Genomic DNA, 17,746 nt, shown 5'->3' with positions numbered 1-17,746 from the left:
CGCCGCTGTCCAAATCCATAAGGAGTAGTCCCTATGTCCCCCTTTATCTTCGTTGTTCTACAAGTCTCTATCGTCGCCTACGCTCTTATCGGCGGCGTGTTCCTGGCATTCTCAGATTTCATCATGCGCTCTCTTGCCTATACCGGCGGCGTTGGTGGAATAGAAGCAATGCAAGTGATTAACCGCGAAGTATTTCGTTGGATTTTCATGGCCCTCTTCCTCGGCATGGCTGCCGTCTCAGTTTTCGTTGTGATCTATAGCGTGACGAACCTGGCTGGCGGTCCGGGAACGCTCATCCTGATCGGCGCAGCCGTCTATCTTCTGGGTTGTTTCGCGGTCACGGTGTTCTTCAACGTGCCGATGAACGAAGCGTTGGCCGGCATGGATCTGACATCCGATACGACCAAGGATTATTGGACCAACACCTATTTGCCGCGCTGGACCATGTGGAACACGATACGTACCGTCGCTTGCGCGGTTTCGGCCGCACAGGTGCTCATTGGGCTTATCTGGTTGACGCAAGTGCAGATGCGCCTCGCCTAATCTTGGATCGGTCGCCTCAGATGTGGTGGCCGGTTCGCCAGACAAACAGGACCAATTCGCGGAAGAGAAAGGAGTTCTGATATGTCCGATTACATTATGACAGGCTAAGAGCATAATCGCATACGGAAGTCGTCGCTCGGACAATCAATGCCCCTTTGAAATATCACTGATGTAAGTCATCAGCAGACCTTAGATCGGGTAAGGTATATACGGGTAGGCACGCAGGTTGGCCATGCGATTGAGTAGTGCCGCTTTTCTCCGGTAACGGCATTTGAGTGGTTCAAGTTCGGCACGCACCCTGAATTTCAGCAGCTCAGCACTTTTCTGACATCAATGTGATCTGATCGCTTCCAATTCGGCGCGTTCCTTTGCCTCCACTCTCTTGGCAATTGTTTCCAGATGCGAGATTGCCACATCGACCCGACGCGGTGAAAATCTGCGATCGGGGCGCACCAGATGGATTGATCGATCACTATGCCAAAAATTCTGAAGAACCGGAACGACTGCGCCGGTTACAAATGTGTCGCCAAATCCCGCAAGCGCCATATAGGCAACACCGAGATCACGCATGCATGCGTCTAAAATCGCCGGGCCCGCGTTCAGACTTAACCGTCCACGAACCATTACATCCAGTTGCTTCTTATTCTCAGAAAACCGCCAAAACTTAGAGTTCGTCATAAGGCACTGATGGTCCTTCAGATCCCTAGGGTGCCGAGGAACACCGTGGGCTTTGAGGTAATTCGGTGAGACCGCCGCGACCCTTGTCCGGGAGGTTAAGGGTTTTGCGATCAGACCACTGCTTTGCATCGGGCCAGCCCTGATCGCAAAATCGTACCCTTCACTTAGAATGTCGACTTGCCGGGGGTTAAAGTCGACTTCAATCTCGATGTCGGGATGTTGTGCGGCCATCTGGTTCAAGGCGGGGCCGACAACCTGATCCGCAAAGGAACCTGACATGGAAGCGATCCGCAGGCGACCCTCCAATTTGCGTTGGGTATTTGATACCTCCTGAAATGCCTTTTCAAGATCGTCTGATATCTTTTCAGAGCTTTTTCGAAGCTGTTCACCTGCAGTCGTTAGCCGAACGGATCGCGTGCTGCGCTGAAACAGCTTGGTTTCCAGCCGTGCCTCAAGTCGTCCAACTTGACGGCTGACATGTGCCACAGAAACGTTCAATGCGCTTGCTGCCCCGGTAAACGTACCGGCGCGCGAAACTGCTAGAAATTCACTCAACCCGTCCGAGTTCATTATTACCACCTAGTAATAGTGTTTTGATTATTGGGCGGATACCGCATTCAAACAGAAACAACAATATAGGGCGAAGATCAAACAACGGAGCACAGATCAATGACCAAAAATCTCTTCGATCCCATCCAAGTGGGTGACTACCGCCTTAACAACCGGATTTTCATGGCCCCAATGACACGCGCGCGCGCTGGTGCCTCTGGGGTTCCCAACGAAATGATGGCGACCTATTACGCGCAGCGCGCCAGTGCTGGGCTTATTATCTCGGAAGCCACGGCAGTTTCGCCGCGTGGTGATGGCTGGCCGGGTGCGCCCGGCATTTACACAGACGCGCAGCAAGCGGGATGGGCATCCGTCGCGGATGCAGTGCATGACCGAGGCGGACGCATCTTCCTTCAGATATGGCACATGGGCCGTGCAGTCCTGTCTGAAAGCATAGGCGGGCAGAGGGCCCTTGCTCCCTCTGAAATCGCTGCAGAGGGCGAATTGCCCAACAGCGAGGGCATCCCGACGGCCTTCGATACTCCGGAAGCGATGTCTGTGGATCAGATCGACGAGGCGGTCGCAGAGTTTGCCTCTGCTGCACGCCGTGCCATTGATGCTGGTCTGGACGGCGTTGAACTTCATGCCGCCAACAATTTTTTGATTGATGCTTTTCTGCGCGATGGAACGAACAAACGCGACGATGACTATGGCGGATCGCTGAAGAACCGCAGCAGATTTTTATTGGAAGTTGTCGACGCGGTTGTGGCCGAGATTGGCGCAGGCAAGATAGGCGTTCGATTTTCACCGACAAACGCTGTTTTCGGAATCAGCGACAGCAATCCAGAAGCAATTTTTTCATTTGCAGCGCGACAGCTTTCAAAAAGAGAATTGGCCTACCTGCATGTGCTGGAACCGGCGCTCGATAGCGGAAGTCCGATGGTTGCTGGATTGCCTTCTGTCGCCCCGGCACTACGGGATGTTTATGATGGGTTTATGATCCTCAATGGCTCTCTGACCCAGAAAACCGGAGCAGATGTTGTCGAAACCGGGCGCGCTGATGCAGTCGCATTCGGGGTGCCATTCATCGCTAACCCGGACCTTGCAGAGCGTTTCGCCAACGGTATCGCCCTGTCTGAACCGAAACCAGAGACCTTCTACAGCGGCGGCGCAGACGGGTACATCGACTACCCGAATGGGGGTCGTCTCACACCTGCAGGCCAATGATCAAATTTGGGCCGGATGTTTTGATCCGGCCCAAACATTTCAAGTGGCACTTGCGATCCACTGCGATCTCACATCTGAACGTTGCCGGGGCCGATTAGACTGGAGTTCCGCCTTTTGGGCTGGGCCGCACAGCACCCTTAATTGATGTGCTTATCTGTCCGAAGGCGCTCTACCATGAAGTCAACAAATGCTCTGACTTTGCCGCTGACCATGCGGCCTTCTTGATGGACGACATGGATTGGCATCGATGGCAATTCGAATTCTTCTAGCACTGGTTTCAATTGCCCTGCTTCAATGAACGGAGAAACTTGATAAGATAGCGCTCTCGATAGGCCCCATCCCCGCAGCGCCATTTCTATTGCGGCATCGTTTGTGTTCATCTGCACGCGTGGTTTAACGTGAACCGAACTCCGCGCACCGCTGATTTGAAAATCCCACGCGTGAGACCCCGCAGCCGCCACAGACTGAATAAGAGCGTGATCTTTCAGGTTCTCCGGATGCGTCGGCAGCCCATGTTTTTCGATGTATTCGGGTGCCGCAAAAACAACCTGCCGAACTTTGCCGCAGCGCACCGCAGTGAGCGAAGAATCCGGCAACTCTCCAATTCGGATGCCAACATCCAGTCCTTCATCAATCAAATTCACGACGCGATCCACGTACACCGTTCGGGCGTCAACATGCGCGTATGTGTTGAGGAACTCGCCAAGCGCAGGTGTTACGAACATGCGGCCAAACAGAACCGGGGCCGTAATGCTCAACGCGCCTCGCGGTTCAGAATGTGACCCAACAGCCGCGTTCTCTGCCTCTTCCAATTCAAGTAGGATCCGCCGTCCATCAGCCAGAAACCTTTTGCCTACATCTGTGAGCCCGATTGAGCGGGTCGTACGCATAAACAGACGGGCCCCAAGATGTTCCTCTAGCATCGAGATGTATCGCGTGACTGCGGGCGGGGACATGCCCAGCCGGCGCGCAGCAGGTGCGAAACCTTGGCAGTCAGCCACCGCAATAAACACCTGAATGGATCGTAGTTTGTCCAATTGATTATTCCATAATATTGAATAATCAATTTACTAATACAAGTATTATGCAAATTCAAGGAATAGACTAACTCTTGTCCAACGAGTGACAGCCTCACAAACGAACAGGAACATCCCATGCCACGCGCATTCGCAGAAATTAGTTTTACACCTGCCGTTCTTGCCCTGCAGACACAGAACGGTTCGGCGCAAGGGTATTCCAAATTTCTTCATCCGGACGCTGAGCGTGGTGATCGGATCGGCCCCGCTGAAGCAGAGTTTATTACCGGAAGGGATGGCTTTTACCAAGCCACGGTTTCAGACTCTGGATGGCCTTATGTGCAGTTTCGCGGCGGACCTGCGGGGTTCCTTAAGGTGCTGGATGATCAAACGATTGCCTATGCTGATTTTCGGGGAAACCGCCAGTATCTGAGCGCAGGCAATCTTGCGCAAAATGATCGCGTCTCAATGATCTTGATGGACTACCCAAATCGGCGAAGGCTCAAGGTTTGGGGCCGCGCAAAGCTGACCGCGGCAACCGAAAATCCGGAACTGATAGCCCAACTTCAGGACACGTCCTATCGCGGGCGACCAGAACGCGCTGTGGTCATAACGATTGAGGCGCTTGATTGGAACTGCCCACAACACATCCCGCAGCGGATGACCCTGGAGGAGCTGGAACCGCAACTTGAAACCATACGCACCGAACATTCGCGTCTGAAATCAGAGAACGAGGAACTAAGAACTGCGCTTGGTCTGAACGACTGATCAGCGCCTCACATTCACCCCCCCCTCAAAAAAAGGAAACCAAAATGACCAATCCGATTAAGTCGGCACTCTGCGCGAGCCTTCTGGCTTTGACCCTTGCATCCCCCAATTTCGCCGCGTCACCCGCCTTCGCGGTTGAAACCAACGCTGTGATCGATGTGACACAAACGTCGTTTCACTCGGAAATCATAGATGGCATCAGGATCGCATATCGTGAGGCTGGTGATCCGGCCAAACCAACGATCTTGCTTTTGCATGGCTTTCCAACGTCGTCACACATGTTCCGCAATCTCATCCCCGAGCTTGCTGCCAACTACCATGTCATTGCGCCAGACTATCCCGGTTTCGGGGCGTCAGACATGCCATTGGCAGAGGAGTTTGATTACTCCTTCGCCAAGGTCGCGGAGATGATGACCACGCTTTTGGATCGCAAGAATGTCAACAACTACGCGGTCTATTTGATGGACTACGGCGCGCCTGTCGGCTTTCGAATGTTTGCACAACACCCGGAGCGGGTGTCGGGCTTCATCATCCAGAACGGCAATGCCTATGAGGAAGGTCTGCGCGAATTCTGGGACCCCATCAAAGCCTATTGGGCTGAACCCTCAGCCAAAAATGGCGATGCACTGCGCGGATTCTTGGGAATGGAAGCGACGAAATGGCAATTCACCCATGGCACGCAAAACCCTGATGCGATCAGCCCTGACAATTTCTGGCACGTTCAGTACCTGCTGGATCGTCCGGGCAATCAAGAGGTTCAACTGGCCATGTTCCTCGACTACGGTACCAACGTAGCTGAATACCCAAAATGGCAGGCGCTGTTTCGTGAATATCAACCGCCGACATTGCTGATGTGGGGTAAGAACGACCATATATTCCCTGCCGATGGCGCACATCCGTACAAGCGCGACCTGAATAACATTGAGTTCCATTTGCTCGACACCGGCCACTTCGCGCTTGAAGAATTCGGCATCTATATCGCGGCTGGGATGATCGAATTCCTAGATCGAAACACCAACCAATAACGCGCCAGCAGAACCGGCAGATACCGCATCTTTCAAAGAGGTGCGGTATCCAGCCTGGCTGACAAAACCAAAGGAAATACCATGTCCATGACCTCTCATCCGACACGTGCACGAGTCCCATTTTGGAAACGGTTTTACCAAGCTATCGCCACCTATGAGGACACGATGGATATTGATCCCACTGAGCGTGCGGTTGCGGCTCTTCAAAAGAGAACAGCCGTTTTGGAGGAGAGAGTGGCCAAGCTTGAGGCCATTTGTCACGACGTTTCACACTCATAGAAAAGACGGCTCCCCGTGGCAGGAACGCCTTCGCTCACGTAATTTATCTGGAGAATACCGATGGAAACCCTTGAAATATTTGGCGTTCAGTTTGTCTTGAGCGTAATTGTCTTCGCTTTGATTGCAAAATGGTATGCCGCACCCTGGCTTGCTCATAAATCTAAGCAAGTTGCTTTAGGGTTGCTGATCCTTCCACACGCATTCCGCCATATCGGACTAACTTTCTTGACACCAGCAGGCGTCAACGAGGGCATACCAAGCACCTTTGCCACTGCCGCAGCCTATGGTGATTTTGCCAGCGGGATTCTTGCGATACTTGCCTTGATTGCTTTGCGGAGGAATTGGCCCGTGGCCATGGCGTTGGTTTGGGTTTTTAGCCTGGCAGGTCTTGCCGATTTGCTCAACGCGTTGCGGCAAGCAGAAGCCGTCCCTTACTTTGCCGCTGTTTGGTACATCCCGACATTCCTTGTGCCGTTGTTACTAATCACACATGTCATGATTTTTGTACGCTTGCTTGGCGGCGACATGGCCAATTGCGCCGCCCCGTGTTCACCGTCCATTCGGGATTCGAGCGGGGCAACGAGAGTGTCAAAAAGTGTTTGCCTAACTGTCAGCTCTGATCCTCTCGTCTTCCCGACACGACGAGCCACCACGCAAGAAGCGGAAAGCCAGTGAGTTCCAGTGCAATTGACGGGGCAATTGCCGCGCTGAATATCACACCGCTGTCGATGTCACTCAGCCGGAATAGGCCCGCGATCGCGATCATCGCCGACAGAATGATCAATGTTGGGCGGAACGTACGCATCGCAAGACCGCCGATTACGAAGGCGGCACCGACACCAAACCAGATACCACCAATGAACCTTATGTGGCTATCCTGAGCGTGGAATATTGCAGCATCCATGATCGCCACGAAGTCGCGTGTCGATTGCCAGCCGAGTGTTTTGATCCCACCTAGACCAACGTTCAGTCCTAGAAAGATGATGGCTACGCCGACAATGGTGACAACCAGATTCAGTAAATTGATCTTTTTCATTTCCATGTTCCTTGAGGGAGTTCTGCTGGGTATCCATTTTATTTAGCACGCGTTCTATATTAATGTAACCTTGACAACGCAAGCATTATTTGTGACGCGTGCTAAAATACTATTGGAGAACCCAACCCATGGCTAAGACCGCAGGCAGGCCGCCCCGCAGCGAGAGTGACATTGCGGAGTACAGATCAAAGATCGCAAAGCAAGCACTCGCGATCTATCGCGCAGAAGGTTTTGATGCGGTTTCGATGCGCCGTCTTGCCAAGGAGGTCGGATGTGCCCCGATGACGATCTATGCGCATTTTGAGGGCAAACACGATATTCTACGATATCTGTGGGCGGATGTTCTTGCCGACATGTCCAGCGAAATTCAAGGAAAATTAGAACGGATCGATGCACCGGCTGAACGTCTACAAATGGCTGCGCAGACCTTTGTATCTTATTGGGTCGATCATCCCGACCATTTTAGGCTCGTCTTTATGTCGAACGACGTAACGCGGTCGGACGTCAGCACATTTGTCATGGACGAAGAAACGTTGGCACACTTTCAGATGTTTTCGGATCTGGTGCAGGACATTCTTCAAAATGAGAGCAACGTCAAAGCAAGCACCGACACACTGATATCTGGAATGATAGGCATCGCACTTTGTCTCAATACAATCCGTGACTACCCTTGGACCGACGTTAAGATGATGACCGACAGATTGCTAAGAAGCACTATCTCCCCTGTCTATACAGCGCCCTGAAGTTAACCCCGCCTCAGTTCTTCTGCCAGAAAATCATAGACCCTGCGTATGCGGCGGCTGGTTGTGAGCTCCCGGTGCGAGACGAGCCAGATCGGGAAGACAAGTGGTTCGAGATCAGGGAGGACGCGGCGCACAACTGGGTCGGCGTCTCCTATATGCGCATCCAGAATGCCGATGGCTGCCCCTTGGCGCACAAGTTCCCACATGACCAAATAGCTTTCAGTCAAAAGCGGAAAGTTCGCCTCTGTCAGACCAAGCCCAAGCGTGTTGAGCCCTTTGATCATCATGCCGCCATGATCCATATTCACGAAGTCAGCGTGGCGCAGGTCGTAGGGTTTGGTGGGGTTGCCAATTTTTTCGATGTAGTCCGGAGTTGCATATAAAATCGCATCCGCGTCGCCGATCTTCTTGGCGATCAGATCGGGTTCGGTGGGCCGGAAATTACGGATCGCGATATCCGCCTCGCGGCGGCGTAGGTCGCTGACATGGTTAGCGACGACAATCTCAACCTGAATGCCGGGTTCAATGATGCGTAGCTTGGCGATAATGGGAGGGAGCAAAACAGCCGCGTAGGTCTCGCTGGCCGAGATGCAGATCGTTCCTTCTAACGCTTGCGACTGGCCAAGGGCTGTCATCGAGACACGGCCCGCCGCTTCCCCCATATCGCGAACATGCTCAAGCAGTTCCAAACCGCTTGGCGTGAGTGTGAGGCCACGACCGACACGCTCAAACAATACGATGCCTAACTCTTGTTCTAAGCCGTCAACCTGACGGCCAAGTGTTGGCTGCGCCATGCCCAATGCGCGTGCGGCAGCTGACAACGATCCTTCCTCGGCCGTGACCAAGAAAGCCCGCGCTTTGTTCCAATCAAATTTAACTGACCGCCAATCCATGCAGATATGCATATCAAACCACAGGATTTGGTCAATTCGCATAATTGTCCTGAAGCACTACACCAAAGCCAATCCAATACACCAACACATCTCATCCGGTCTGCCTTGACCCATGAAAGGAAATGTAATGCCGAAGGACACTCAAAACACATTGAACCTGAAAGACGCCCGCATTGCCGGGGCGCTTTACCTCACCATTGCCGTCTGCGGTGGTTTCAGCATCGGCTATGTGCCGTCGCAAATCGTCGTGGCGGGCGATGCCGCAACCACTTCTGCCAACCTTATGGGACAGCTCGGTCTGTTTCGATTGGGCGTCCTCGCCGATAGCGCCGTAATCCTACTTGAGATCGCGATCACGGTCATTCTGTATCAGATGTTTCGTACTATCAGTCCGCGGCTCGCCTTGATCGCGATGGTATCTCGCTTGGGTATGATCGTCGTCATGGGGATCAATCTGTTGCTGTGGGTTATGCCCTACGTGTTGTTGACCCAACCAATGGGGCTTGACCCAGCAGACAGTCAGGCCTTTGCGCAAATCTTTTTCGAAGCGCATGCCCTTGGTATTTACGTCTGGCAGCTCTTCTTTGGCGCACATTTGTTGGCCCTTGGATGGGTTATCCTGCGATCCAACTTGGTCCCGCATCTACTTGGTTGGGGTCTGTTTGTCGGGGCGTTTGGCTATCTGATCCAAGGCCTTGTTGAGCTGACGTTCACCGAGGTGGCCGCACTGGACATCACCATTATTGGATTGCTCACGATTGTGACGATCTCGGAACTCGGCTTCGGGTTTTGGCTGTTTATCCGTGGCCTGCGCGGCACTGCAAACCAATCCAAATCATCTCCCCAAATAGCTTGAAGGAACATTTGATATGTATGCCTATACTTATACTGAATACGGCAGCCCCGACGTCTTGAACTACGTTGAACTGCCCACCCCAACACCCAAAGCAAACGAAGTGCTGATCCGAATTGTTGCCACCACCGTCAGTGCAGGGGATTGGCGCGCGCGCAGCTTGACGATGCCCGCTGGGTTAGGACTGGTTGGACGACTTGTCTTCGGGGTAACGCGCCCTCGAAAGCCAGTTCTTGGCACTGAGTTGTCGGGAATCATCGAGGCTGTCGGCGCAGATGTGACGACATTCCAACCCGGTGACGCGGTCATTGGATTCCCTGGCGCAGGATTTGGCGCACATGCCGAGTACATCACGATGCCAGCTGACGGGAAGATCGCCCGCAAACCAGAAAACCTGAACTTTGAGGAAGCCGCTGCCATCCCATTTGGGGCTACGACCGCATATGACTTCCTCATCAACAAAGGGAAGTTGCGTGCAGGCGAACGGGTTCTGATCAATGGTGCGTCGGGGTCGGTCGGATCGGCCTGCGTGCAAATCGCCAAACACTTCGGTGCTGAAGTGACGGGCGTTTGCAGTGCCGCGAACGCCGATTTGGTCCGTGAGATTGGGGCTGACCATGTCATTGATTACAATGCAGAAGATTTCGCGAAAGAGGGTCCGCTGTACGACATGGTCGTGGATACCGTTGGCACCGCACCGTGGTTCCGGACGCGGCATGCATTGGTACCAAAGGGCTGCATGCTGATGATCGCGGGAAGTACATCCGATATGATCTTGGGTAGGTTGAAGGCACGATTGCGCGGCAAGCGGATGATTGGCGGTGTAGCGTCGGAGGCCGTCAGTATCCTGAGCAAGGTCGTCGATCTCTCAGCGGCTGGCGATTTCCATCCAGTGATTGATCGGAACTTTGACTTTTCACAAATGGTTGCCGCACATGCCCATGTCGATACGGGGCACAAGAAGGGCAACGTCGTCGTGACGGTCACTCCAACTGGCAGCACAGGTGTGCATGCTGACCGCGACCTTCAATTGGTGGGGACGGCAAATGTCTGATATTCTCAGGTTCCGGATCATTGGTCTGTGTATTTTGGCGGCCTTCCCACTCTTTGGCGTTGGACAGGCCCTCTTGGGCACGCAACAGCATGGCCTTGGCCTTCTCATGTGCTTCAGCAATTCGGTCGGCGTGATGACGATAGGGCTTCTCATGCGCCCCGTAATCGCAAGAACCGCACCACGAAGTGGCCAGATATATCTCGTAGCGCGCTTAGCAGAAGGTGTGCTGTTGGGCATGAGCGTCACGATCGTCCAGAGCAACGTTATGGGGCTGACAGTCTCAGGTGAGGCCCTCTATCAACTCGGGATGATCGGACTCGGCCTTGGCAGCTTGCCGATGTGCCTCTGGCTGATCAAGTCGAAGTTTGTTCCGACGATGCTTGGGGCGTTGGGTTTCACGGGATACGTATGTCTTATTGCGGCGATGATTGCCGCAGCATCCGGTGCAGAGACGACCTCAATGACACTGCTGCTGCCCGGTGCAGCATTCGAGGTAATGTTTGGCCTCATTCTCGTACTGCGTGGTCCAGGGAAGTGGGCGCAACGCTATGCACTTTAGGCCAATCCGTCCGAAAGCCCGCCTTTCGTGTTTTTTGTGAAAGGCGGGATCGTGGCGGCCGCGCCTTCTTGGTCCCTACTGAGACCTTCGCCATAACTGCCATAAGCGGCGGATATGGCTCTGACCCTCGGTTTGAGCCGATGTGCGACGGATTGATAAGAAACGTCTGACGATATGAACCCATTACTTGGGGCTTCAACAGGCATCGATCAGGCGTAGGCACGTTTCCTTTTGAACGCCCAAGAGCTGACACCAAGCAAGACGATCAAGACAGCAGTCGTCGTTAAGCCCGATTTCACAATGGAAGCGACACTTGCCGCCAAGACAGTGTTGGCTGATACTTCTGGCCAACTCAGGATCATGAAGCAGATGCCGGCGTTCTCTAGATAGTCAGCGATAGCTGCCGCACTAGAAAACCAAGTTCCAATTCGAACAAGCTTTTGACTTACGTCTCGTGAACCAAGCCATTTGAACAATGATATTAAGGTCAGCGCCATCAGAGAGGGATAAACTAGATCAAGTGGAATTTGTCGCGTGAGATAGTACCACCTTCCACTGGATTCCAAGGCATCGATCAGCGAATTTGCCGATTCAGCCGAATATCCGCCGGGGCGCATGTCGAAAGGGCGAAGGCCGGATACGGTCTCGATGTGCGCCAGAGTGCCAAAGATCATCAGCAGATAGATTCCGGCGGCAGCGAGACCGAAGAGTGCCGCTTGCCGCCCGTACTGCTTAGTTGGTATCGTCATATTCATTGGTTGTTCTCCTTACCGTTGGCACCGTCGTACTGAGCGCGAGCAAAGCTGGCATTATCGTTTGATAAGGAATTCGCGATTTGGACCTCTTTACCTTTCTGACATGTCCCCCGAACGCATTAAATGGAGACACAGCGCATGAGTTCGCGGCAGCATGGAATGTTGAATTTGTAGAAAAGGGGCGTCGCATTGCGACGCAAGGCGAACCAGATCCAATGGAGCACATCATTCTTGATGGGCGCGCCACGAGCCAAATTAGCGATCCAGAAGGCCGCGGCGTTTGCGTTAGCTTTAACGCAGGTCCGTGCGTGGTCGCACCAAATGTCGCGAGAACTAGAAACGGGACCTCGCTCGTATCAATAGATGTAGTTGCGGACGCGTTAGTTGCGCACATGGACAGCCGCGCTTTGACTGAGCTCATGTTGGTATCGGAGCCAATTCGCGAATGGGCACACGGCATTTTGCAACAAGAACTGGCCCGTAAGGCTGACCGGGAGTGGTGCCTTGCTGCGCTTGGCGGGGCAGACCGCCTTGCGTGGTTTCGCGAAGATTTCCCGCGTCACGAAGGGCTCTTCGGCCATCATTTGATTGCATCTTTTCTCGGTGTCACACCGGTCACACTCAGTCGGCTTCGCGGTGCCGAGCGAAACACGGCGGTTGACTGAGGGTTCGATGGGGGGGACCTATTGCTAGCAAAGCTGACAATGGTAGCTGCCGTAGCAAAATGGCGTCTAGTCCGCATCGTAACAGTTCACGTTCGGTGCAGCGAAAGTGTGGTTTGGGAATGCCAAATTTCAACCATTCTTAATGGCCGCTCTGGTGAATTCGCTGCGTCGCCAAAAGTATTGCCGCCGCAACTGCAAACGAATGCTGCGTCAGCAACATGGCCAAACGTGAATGTCAGGAAAGTCCGCAAAGCGGACCTAAATCCAAACTGCGGCGAATGATCTACCCCCGGTGCACAACTCTATTTTCGGACACACCCTTGTTTTTTTACCGCACTCGCACCGACGCAATACAGACGTGTTGCAGACGCGAAGCCGAAGGGCAAATTCTTGGACGGTTTGCCCCTTAACCTTCCGGCGTTCCGTGGCTTCGGTCATAGCCGTTCACCAGCGGAGAACTCCACTCTTCCAGGGCACGCGCAGGCGGTGCAAAAACCTCCACCAAAAGCGGGTGACAGGCTGCCACATCAGAGCTGTGCTCAGCACTACAGTCGCCTCCCGGACAAGCGCTCAGCCCGCCCAACAGGTCTATCTCGGCAAAGAACTCAAGATAATCACCGGGCCGTACCGGGCTGGATTTCATGAAATATTGTCCGGTGTCGCGGGTGAACCCGGTGCACATAAATACGTTCAAAACGTCATGCACATACCCCTCTGCCTCGTGCAAAGGCAGCCCTGTGTGATCCGCCAAAGCCCGCGTCAGATTGGAGTGGCAGCAATGGTGATATTGATTTTCATTCAACAGGTTAGACGTGTAGGGATCGCACCGCGTTCCGATCACATCATGTACCGATCCGCCGTATTCATCGATGCCGTACCACCCCAGCGTATCTGCAACGATTGTCGCCATGGGGCGCAATGCTGGAAAGCTCGACCATAGCCGCTCACCGGTCGTTACATGCGTGCCGTGCAGCGCCCGCGTCTTGCCGGAATAAAACCGCTCTGACAGGTCATTCAGGTTCCAAAAGTTCAGATCCCCAACCTGCGGCCCCTCAACCGAGGTGATCCGCACAAAATGCCCAGCGGGCACTTCAAAACAACGCGCATCGCGGGCAGGAACCAAAGTTTCCGACACTTTGCTCGCGCCTTCGCGCGCGGCCTGATACAGCGCCATCGGCACCCCAGGCAGCGTGTCATTGGGATAGCAGATTACCGGCTTGATAGCCCGCCGTTCTTCGGCGTCATCTGGCATCTGTGTCATCGGCTATCCCCTTGATTATGTGCTTAAACAGACCGTCCCACTGCGCGACCCGAGAAAATGCAGCCGCCAAGGAACGTCCCTTCCAAAGCGTTATAACCGTGATAGCCGCCGCCGCCAAAGCCTGCGACCTCTCCAGCCGCAAAAAGTCCTTCAAACGCGCTGCCATCGGGGCGCAGAACCTGACCCGTTATGTCGGTGTGCAAACCGCCGAGCGACTTTCGCGTCAGCACATTCAGACGCACTGCAATTAGAGGGCCGTTTTCGCCACCCAGAATCCGGTGCGGCTTGGCAGTACGGATCAGCCGATCCCCGCGATAATTGCGCGCGCCGCGAATGGCGGTGACTTGCCCGTCTTTGCTGAACTCGTTTTCAATCTGCGCGTCACGCATTTCAATCTGGGTACGGATTTTCGTAATATCCACAGGCACTTGCGGCGTGATTTTGTTCATGCCCACGACCAGGTCTTCCAAGCTGTCCGCCACCACAAAATCTTCGCCATGTTCCTTGAACGCCTCCACCGGCGCGGGCGCGCCTTTGTTCATCATGCGGCGGCGCAAAACTTCGGACCATTTGCCCGACGTCAGATCCGGATTCTGCTCCGAGCCCGACAAAGCAAATTCCTTCTCGATGATCTTCTGCGTCAAGACAAACCAGCTGTGCTCATGCCCAGTCTGCAAGATCCGCTTGAGCGTGCCAAGGCTATCAAAACCAGGGAAATAAGGCGCTTCCATACGCTCACCAAGCGCGTCAAACCACATCGAACTCGGCCCCGGCAGAATACGAATGCCGTGGTTGGGCCAGATCGGATCCCAGTTCGCCAGACCTTCGGTATAGTGCCACATTCGGTCACCGTTGATGATACCCGCACCTGCGTTTTCCGCGGCCCTCTGCATCTGACCATCTACATAATCCGGCACCCCTGCCACCATACGTTTTGGCGCTTTGCCCAGTCGATCTTCGGGCCAGTATTGGCGCACCATGTCGTGATCGCCGCCAATGCCGCCTGAGGTGATGACAACCGCCTCTGCGCGGTGTTCAAACGTGCCGACAACGTCGCGACTCGTGGATTTTCCGCGATCCGCACCGTCGTCCGACAACACATCACCTTGCACACCTTTGACAACGCCACCCTCTACGATCAAGCCGTTGACTTTGCGCCGGAATTCCATGGTGATCCGACCCGCCGCCGCGTGCGCGCGCACCAACCGCTCAAAGGGCGCAACCACACCCGGCCCAGTGCCCCACGTGATGTGGAACCGCGGCACGGAATTGCCGTGCCCATGCGCCATCTCGCCACCGCGCTCGGCCCAGCCGACAATCGGAAACCAGCGCATGCCGATCGAGTGCAACCACGGGCGCATTTCACCGGCCGCAAAATCAAGATACGCATCCGCAACTTTGCGTGGGTTGGCATCTTCGGGCCGGTCAAACTGCGCCGAGCCCATCCAGTCCCCTGACGCAAGCGCGTGGCTGTCTTTGATGCCCATGCGGCGCTGTTCTGGTGTGTCGATCATAAACAGACCGCCCAACGACCAGAATGCCTGCCCACCAAGGCTTTGCTCGCCTTCCTGATCGACAATCAAAACCTTGCGACCCCGGTCCGCCGCCTCATTGGCCGCAACCAATCCGGCCAGTCCACCGCCCACAACAATTACATCAAACATGACAAAGCCTCCCCGTTTCAGGAGAGGCTAGTCAAAGCACTCAGCGGCTCCAAGCGCTACCTTGCGTCAGACACCTAGCGTCACAATGCGCGCAACACGCGGCGCACGCAGCCCTTAGGCGGCTTTTACATACTCGTAATAGGTTTCACTGGCGTTGGCGTTCACCGTGCGCAGCGGCAAGTTGTAATATGAATAAGCTTGCTCCAGTAGTTCAAGTGCGCGGGCAGCGAAATCTTCGGTTTTTGCATTGTCAGAAGGCGACATGAATTTTGCTCCAAAATGAATTGTGATGTTTTCATCTAGCGGCGATATAGGTGCATGCTGCACCGCAGAAAAGAGCCGAAAAAGCAAAGGTGCCATGCAAATAGCGCATTGACGTCTTTAGGAACCCCATTGGCGGAAAACCGCAAAGATACTGGGGAAGACCGCCTATTATGGCCTCGGGTGGCGAAAGAAAAAGGCGGCCCAAAGGACCGCCTTTCAAGAATTTCATTGCGCCGTGATCAAACGTGGCGTTCGATCAGCATCTTCTTGATGTCGGCAATCGCCTGGGCCGGGTTCAAACCTTTGGGACAGGTCTTGGCGCAGTTCATGATGGTGTGGCAGCGATACAGTTTGAACGGATCTTCCAGATCATCAAGACGCTCACCAGTGGCCTCATCACGGCTGTCGATGATCCAGCGATAAGCATGCAGCAACGCGGCTGGGCCGAGGTATTTGTCGCCGTTCCACCAGTAGCTTGGGCAAGATGTCGAGCAGCTCGCGCACATAACGCACTCATACAGACCGTCCAACTTTTTACGATCTTCAATCGACTGGCGCCATTCTTTGGCCGGCCGGTTCGTCTTGGTTTCAAGCCAAGGCATGATCGACGCGTGCTGCGCATAGAAATGCGTCAGATCGGGGATCAAATCTTTGACCACAGACATGTGCGGCAGCGGGTAAATCTTCACGTCGCCTTTGACTTCATCCAAACCATAGATGCAGGCCAGCGTGTTGATACCATCGACGTTCATCGCGCAAGAGCCGCAGATACCTTCGCGACAGGACCGGCGGAAAGTCAGCGTCGGGTCGATTTCGTTCTTGATCTTGATCAGCGCGTCCAAAATCATTGGACCGCATTTGTCCATATCCAGGAAATACGTGTCCAGGCTGGGGTTTTTTCCATCGTCCGGGTTCCAGCGATAAATCTGGAACTTGCGCACATTGGTGGCCCCTTCCGGCTTGGGCCAGGTCTTGCCGGTGGTAATCCGGCTGTTCTTGGGGAGGGCAAATTCGACCATAGTCTTTCCTTCCTATCCGTGGATGAATGTGACACTCACACCATCCTTCGTCCTGTCTCAGGCCTTTTGACGATCCGTGTCAAAAAGCGATTGATTGTCTTTCACCAGCGCGGCCACTTTTTTGCGGGCCGGTTGGGCAAGGCCCAAACCATTGAGCTGGCGCATGAATTCCAAAGAGCCCTTGTTGAGACTCTGGTTGCTGCGCCCCTCAAGGGGCGTCAGCGCGTCGATGTCTTGATCCGTCAGTCCCGCCAAACTCAAAAGCTGGCGACCAGGACGGTCCGCAGTGGTCTCATCCTCAAGCGCAAACACACGCAGGCGGTCGTCACCAACCACTTGCGCCACCTCGGCTGCAACCGCAGCCCAGTCGCGTGCCTTGGCGGTTTCCGCCTCAAACGCGGCCTGTGTTCCGGCATAGCCATCGGACTTAACCGCCTGATTGTAAACGCTGCGCAGCCAACTGGTCCGCTCGCGGGTATAAAGCACATAGTCGGGCTTAAAGGGCGCCAGATGGGTCTCGATCAACGACACGATTTCACCCGCACGCGGGTAAAGATCGCGCACCCCGCGCCGCCCCATCATTGCACCCACGATGTTCTCATGGCTGATGATGCAGACACGGTCTTCGCTCTCAAGCTCGGCCCGCAATTGCGTCAGCAGATCCACCAAAGACGCCTCATGCGCTGCAGGCTTCAAGCTATACAATGCGCAGGTCCGGCCCAAGTCACGCGTCAACGTGCCCTTCTCTGGTACGCGAACATCAAGACGCGCCGCAAGCGCGTCCCGATTGCGTGTCAGAAACCGGTGCAAAGACGTCGACCCGGTTTTCTGGGCACCGATATGCACGATGACCCGTCGGGTGGTCGATATGATGCGCGCTGCGCCCAAGCCGCTG

Annotated in this window: 20 protein-coding genes; 10 read left to right on the top strand and 10 right to left on the bottom strand. The window is 54.4% G+C overall.

The features are described from left to right. Positions 1-33: 33 nt before the first annotated feature. Entirely contained in the window at positions 34-543 is a 510-nt protein-coding gene (locus SHIM_RS11785; RefSeq protein ID WP_054002831.1) for an anthrone oxygenase family protein, read from the top strand. Between the two features lie 330 nt (positions 544-873). On the opposite strand, the gene SHIM_RS11780 is transcribed toward SHIM_RS11785, so the two are convergent. Continuing rightward, positions 874-1,791 (bottom strand): LysR family transcriptional regulator, encoded by a 918-nt coding sequence (locus tag SHIM_RS11780; protein WP_054002830.1) that lies wholly within the window; start codon positions 1,789-1,791, stop codon positions 874-876. Positions 1,792-1,890: 99 nt separating this feature from the next. Between SHIM_RS11780 and SHIM_RS11775 the strand changes: the two genes are divergently transcribed. Further along, on the top strand, positions 1,891-2,997 hold the full coding sequence (locus tag SHIM_RS11775) for an alkene reductase (protein ID WP_054002829.1): 1,107 nt from the start codon (positions 1,891-1,893) through the stop codon (positions 2,995-2,997). A 137-nt stretch (positions 2,998-3,134) separates the two neighbouring features. Here SHIM_RS11775 and SHIM_RS11770 read toward each other — a convergent pair whose 3' ends face one another. After that, positions 3,135-4,034: a LysR family transcriptional regulator gene (locus SHIM_RS11770; protein ID WP_054002828.1), complete on the bottom strand. Its 900-nt coding sequence runs from the start codon at positions 4,032-4,034 to the stop codon at positions 3,135-3,137. A gap of 117 nt (positions 4,035-4,151) precedes the next feature. On the opposite strand from SHIM_RS11770, the gene SHIM_RS11765 reads away from it, so the two are divergent. From SHIM_RS11765 to SHIM_RS20005, 3 genes are all read left to right on the top strand, one after another. Further along, positions 4,152-4,781 (top strand): pyridoxamine 5'-phosphate oxidase family protein, encoded by a 630-nt coding sequence (locus SHIM_RS11765; protein ID WP_054002827.1) that lies wholly within the window; start codon positions 4,152-4,154, stop codon positions 4,779-4,781. Positions 4,782-4,825: 44 nt separating this feature from the next. Next, positions 4,826-5,806, top strand: a complete 981-nt coding sequence (locus tag SHIM_RS11760) for an alpha/beta fold hydrolase (protein WP_054002826.1) — start codon at positions 4,826-4,828, stop codon at positions 5,804-5,806. Between the two features lie 339 nt (positions 5,807-6,145). Then, entirely contained in the window at positions 6,146-6,760 is a 615-nt protein-coding gene (locus SHIM_RS20005; protein WP_193749912.1) for a hypothetical protein, read from the top strand. On the opposite strand, the gene SHIM_RS11755 is transcribed toward SHIM_RS20005, so the two are convergent. Continuing rightward, entirely contained in the window at positions 6,696-7,121 is a 426-nt protein-coding gene (locus SHIM_RS11755) for a DUF4345 family protein (protein ID WP_054002962.1), read from the bottom strand. The genes SHIM_RS20005 and SHIM_RS11755 overlap by 65 nt on opposite strands. Positions 7,122-7,249: 128 nt before the next feature. Here SHIM_RS11755 and SHIM_RS11750 point away from each other — a divergent pair, with 128 nt between their 5' ends. Next, positions 7,250-7,864, top strand: a complete 615-nt coding sequence (locus tag SHIM_RS11750) for a TetR/AcrR family transcriptional regulator (protein WP_054002825.1) — start codon at positions 7,250-7,252, stop codon at positions 7,862-7,864. A 2-nt stretch (positions 7,865-7,866) separates the two neighbouring features. Here the strand turns inward: SHIM_RS11750 and SHIM_RS11745 are convergent, their stop codons facing one another. Further along, a complete protein-coding gene (locus tag SHIM_RS11745) occupies positions 7,867-8,769 on the bottom strand; it encodes a LysR family transcriptional regulator (RefSeq protein ID WP_054002961.1) in 903 nt (300 codons plus the stop codon). Positions 8,770-8,884: 115 nt separating this feature from the next. Between SHIM_RS11745 and SHIM_RS11740 the strand changes: the two genes are divergently transcribed. The 3 genes from SHIM_RS11740 to SHIM_RS11730 are packed head-to-tail and all read left to right on the top strand — an operon-like array spanning position 8,885 to position 11,223. Continuing rightward, entirely contained in the window at positions 8,885-9,613 is a 729-nt protein-coding gene (locus SHIM_RS11740) for a DUF4386 domain-containing protein (protein WP_054002824.1), read from the top strand. 13 nt (positions 9,614-9,626) lie between these two features. Beyond that, positions 9,627-10,664 (top strand): NAD(P)-dependent alcohol dehydrogenase, encoded by a 1,038-nt coding sequence (locus tag SHIM_RS11735; protein ID WP_054002823.1) that lies wholly within the window; start codon positions 9,627-9,629, stop codon positions 10,662-10,664. Beyond that, a complete protein-coding gene (locus tag SHIM_RS11730) occupies positions 10,657-11,223 on the top strand; it encodes a DUF4386 family protein (protein WP_054002822.1) in 567 nt (188 codons plus the stop codon). The genes SHIM_RS11735 and SHIM_RS11730 overlap by 8 nt, the downstream gene beginning before the upstream one ends. A gap of 209 nt (positions 11,224-11,432) precedes the next feature. On the opposite strand, the gene SHIM_RS11725 is transcribed toward SHIM_RS11730, so the two are convergent. Beyond that, positions 11,433-11,978 carry a hypothetical protein gene (locus SHIM_RS11725; RefSeq protein ID WP_152926531.1) on the bottom strand — a complete coding sequence of 182 codons (546 nt, stop codon included), beginning with the start codon at positions 11,976-11,978 and terminating at the stop codon, positions 11,433-11,435. Between the two features lie 419 nt (positions 11,979-12,397). On the opposite strand from SHIM_RS11725, the gene SHIM_RS11720 reads away from it, so the two are divergent. Continuing rightward, a complete protein-coding gene (locus SHIM_RS11720; protein WP_152926530.1) occupies positions 12,398-12,643 on the top strand; it encodes a hypothetical protein in 246 nt (81 codons plus the stop codon). A 406-nt stretch (positions 12,644-13,049) separates the two neighbouring features. Here the strand turns inward: SHIM_RS11720 and SHIM_RS11715 are convergent, their stop codons facing one another. The 5 genes from SHIM_RS11715 to SHIM_RS11695 form a co-directional block, all read right to left on the bottom strand. Next, a complete protein-coding gene (locus tag SHIM_RS11715; protein ID WP_054002819.1) occupies positions 13,050-13,904 on the bottom strand; it encodes an urea carboxylase-associated family protein in 855 nt (284 codons plus the stop codon). A gap of 23 nt (positions 13,905-13,927) precedes the next feature. Then, entirely contained in the window at positions 13,928-15,568 is a 1,641-nt protein-coding gene (locus tag SHIM_RS11710; RefSeq protein WP_054002818.1) for an FAD-binding dehydrogenase, read from the bottom strand. A 114-nt stretch (positions 15,569-15,682) separates the two neighbouring features. Next, positions 15,683-15,928 carry a hypothetical protein gene (locus tag SHIM_RS11705; RefSeq protein WP_054002817.1) on the bottom strand — a complete coding sequence of 82 codons (246 nt, stop codon included), beginning with the start codon at positions 15,926-15,928 and terminating at the stop codon, positions 15,683-15,685. Positions 15,929-16,071: 143 nt separating this feature from the next. Continuing rightward, a complete protein-coding gene (locus tag SHIM_RS11700) occupies positions 16,072-16,851 on the bottom strand; it encodes a succinate dehydrogenase iron-sulfur subunit (RefSeq protein ID WP_054002816.1) in 780 nt (259 codons plus the stop codon). A gap of 57 nt (positions 16,852-16,908) precedes the next feature. Then, positions 16,909-17,739, bottom strand: a complete 831-nt coding sequence (locus SHIM_RS11695; RefSeq protein ID WP_054002815.1) for a hypothetical protein — start codon at positions 17,737-17,739, stop codon at positions 16,909-16,911. Between the last annotated feature and the right edge of the window lie 7 nt (positions 17,740-17,746).

The organism is Shimia sp. SK013 (assembly GCF_001292625.1).
Taxonomy (GTDB): domain Bacteria; phylum Pseudomonadota; class Alphaproteobacteria; order Rhodobacterales; family Rhodobacteraceae; genus Shimia.
This window is presented reverse-complemented; position numbering and strand designations above follow the sequence as displayed.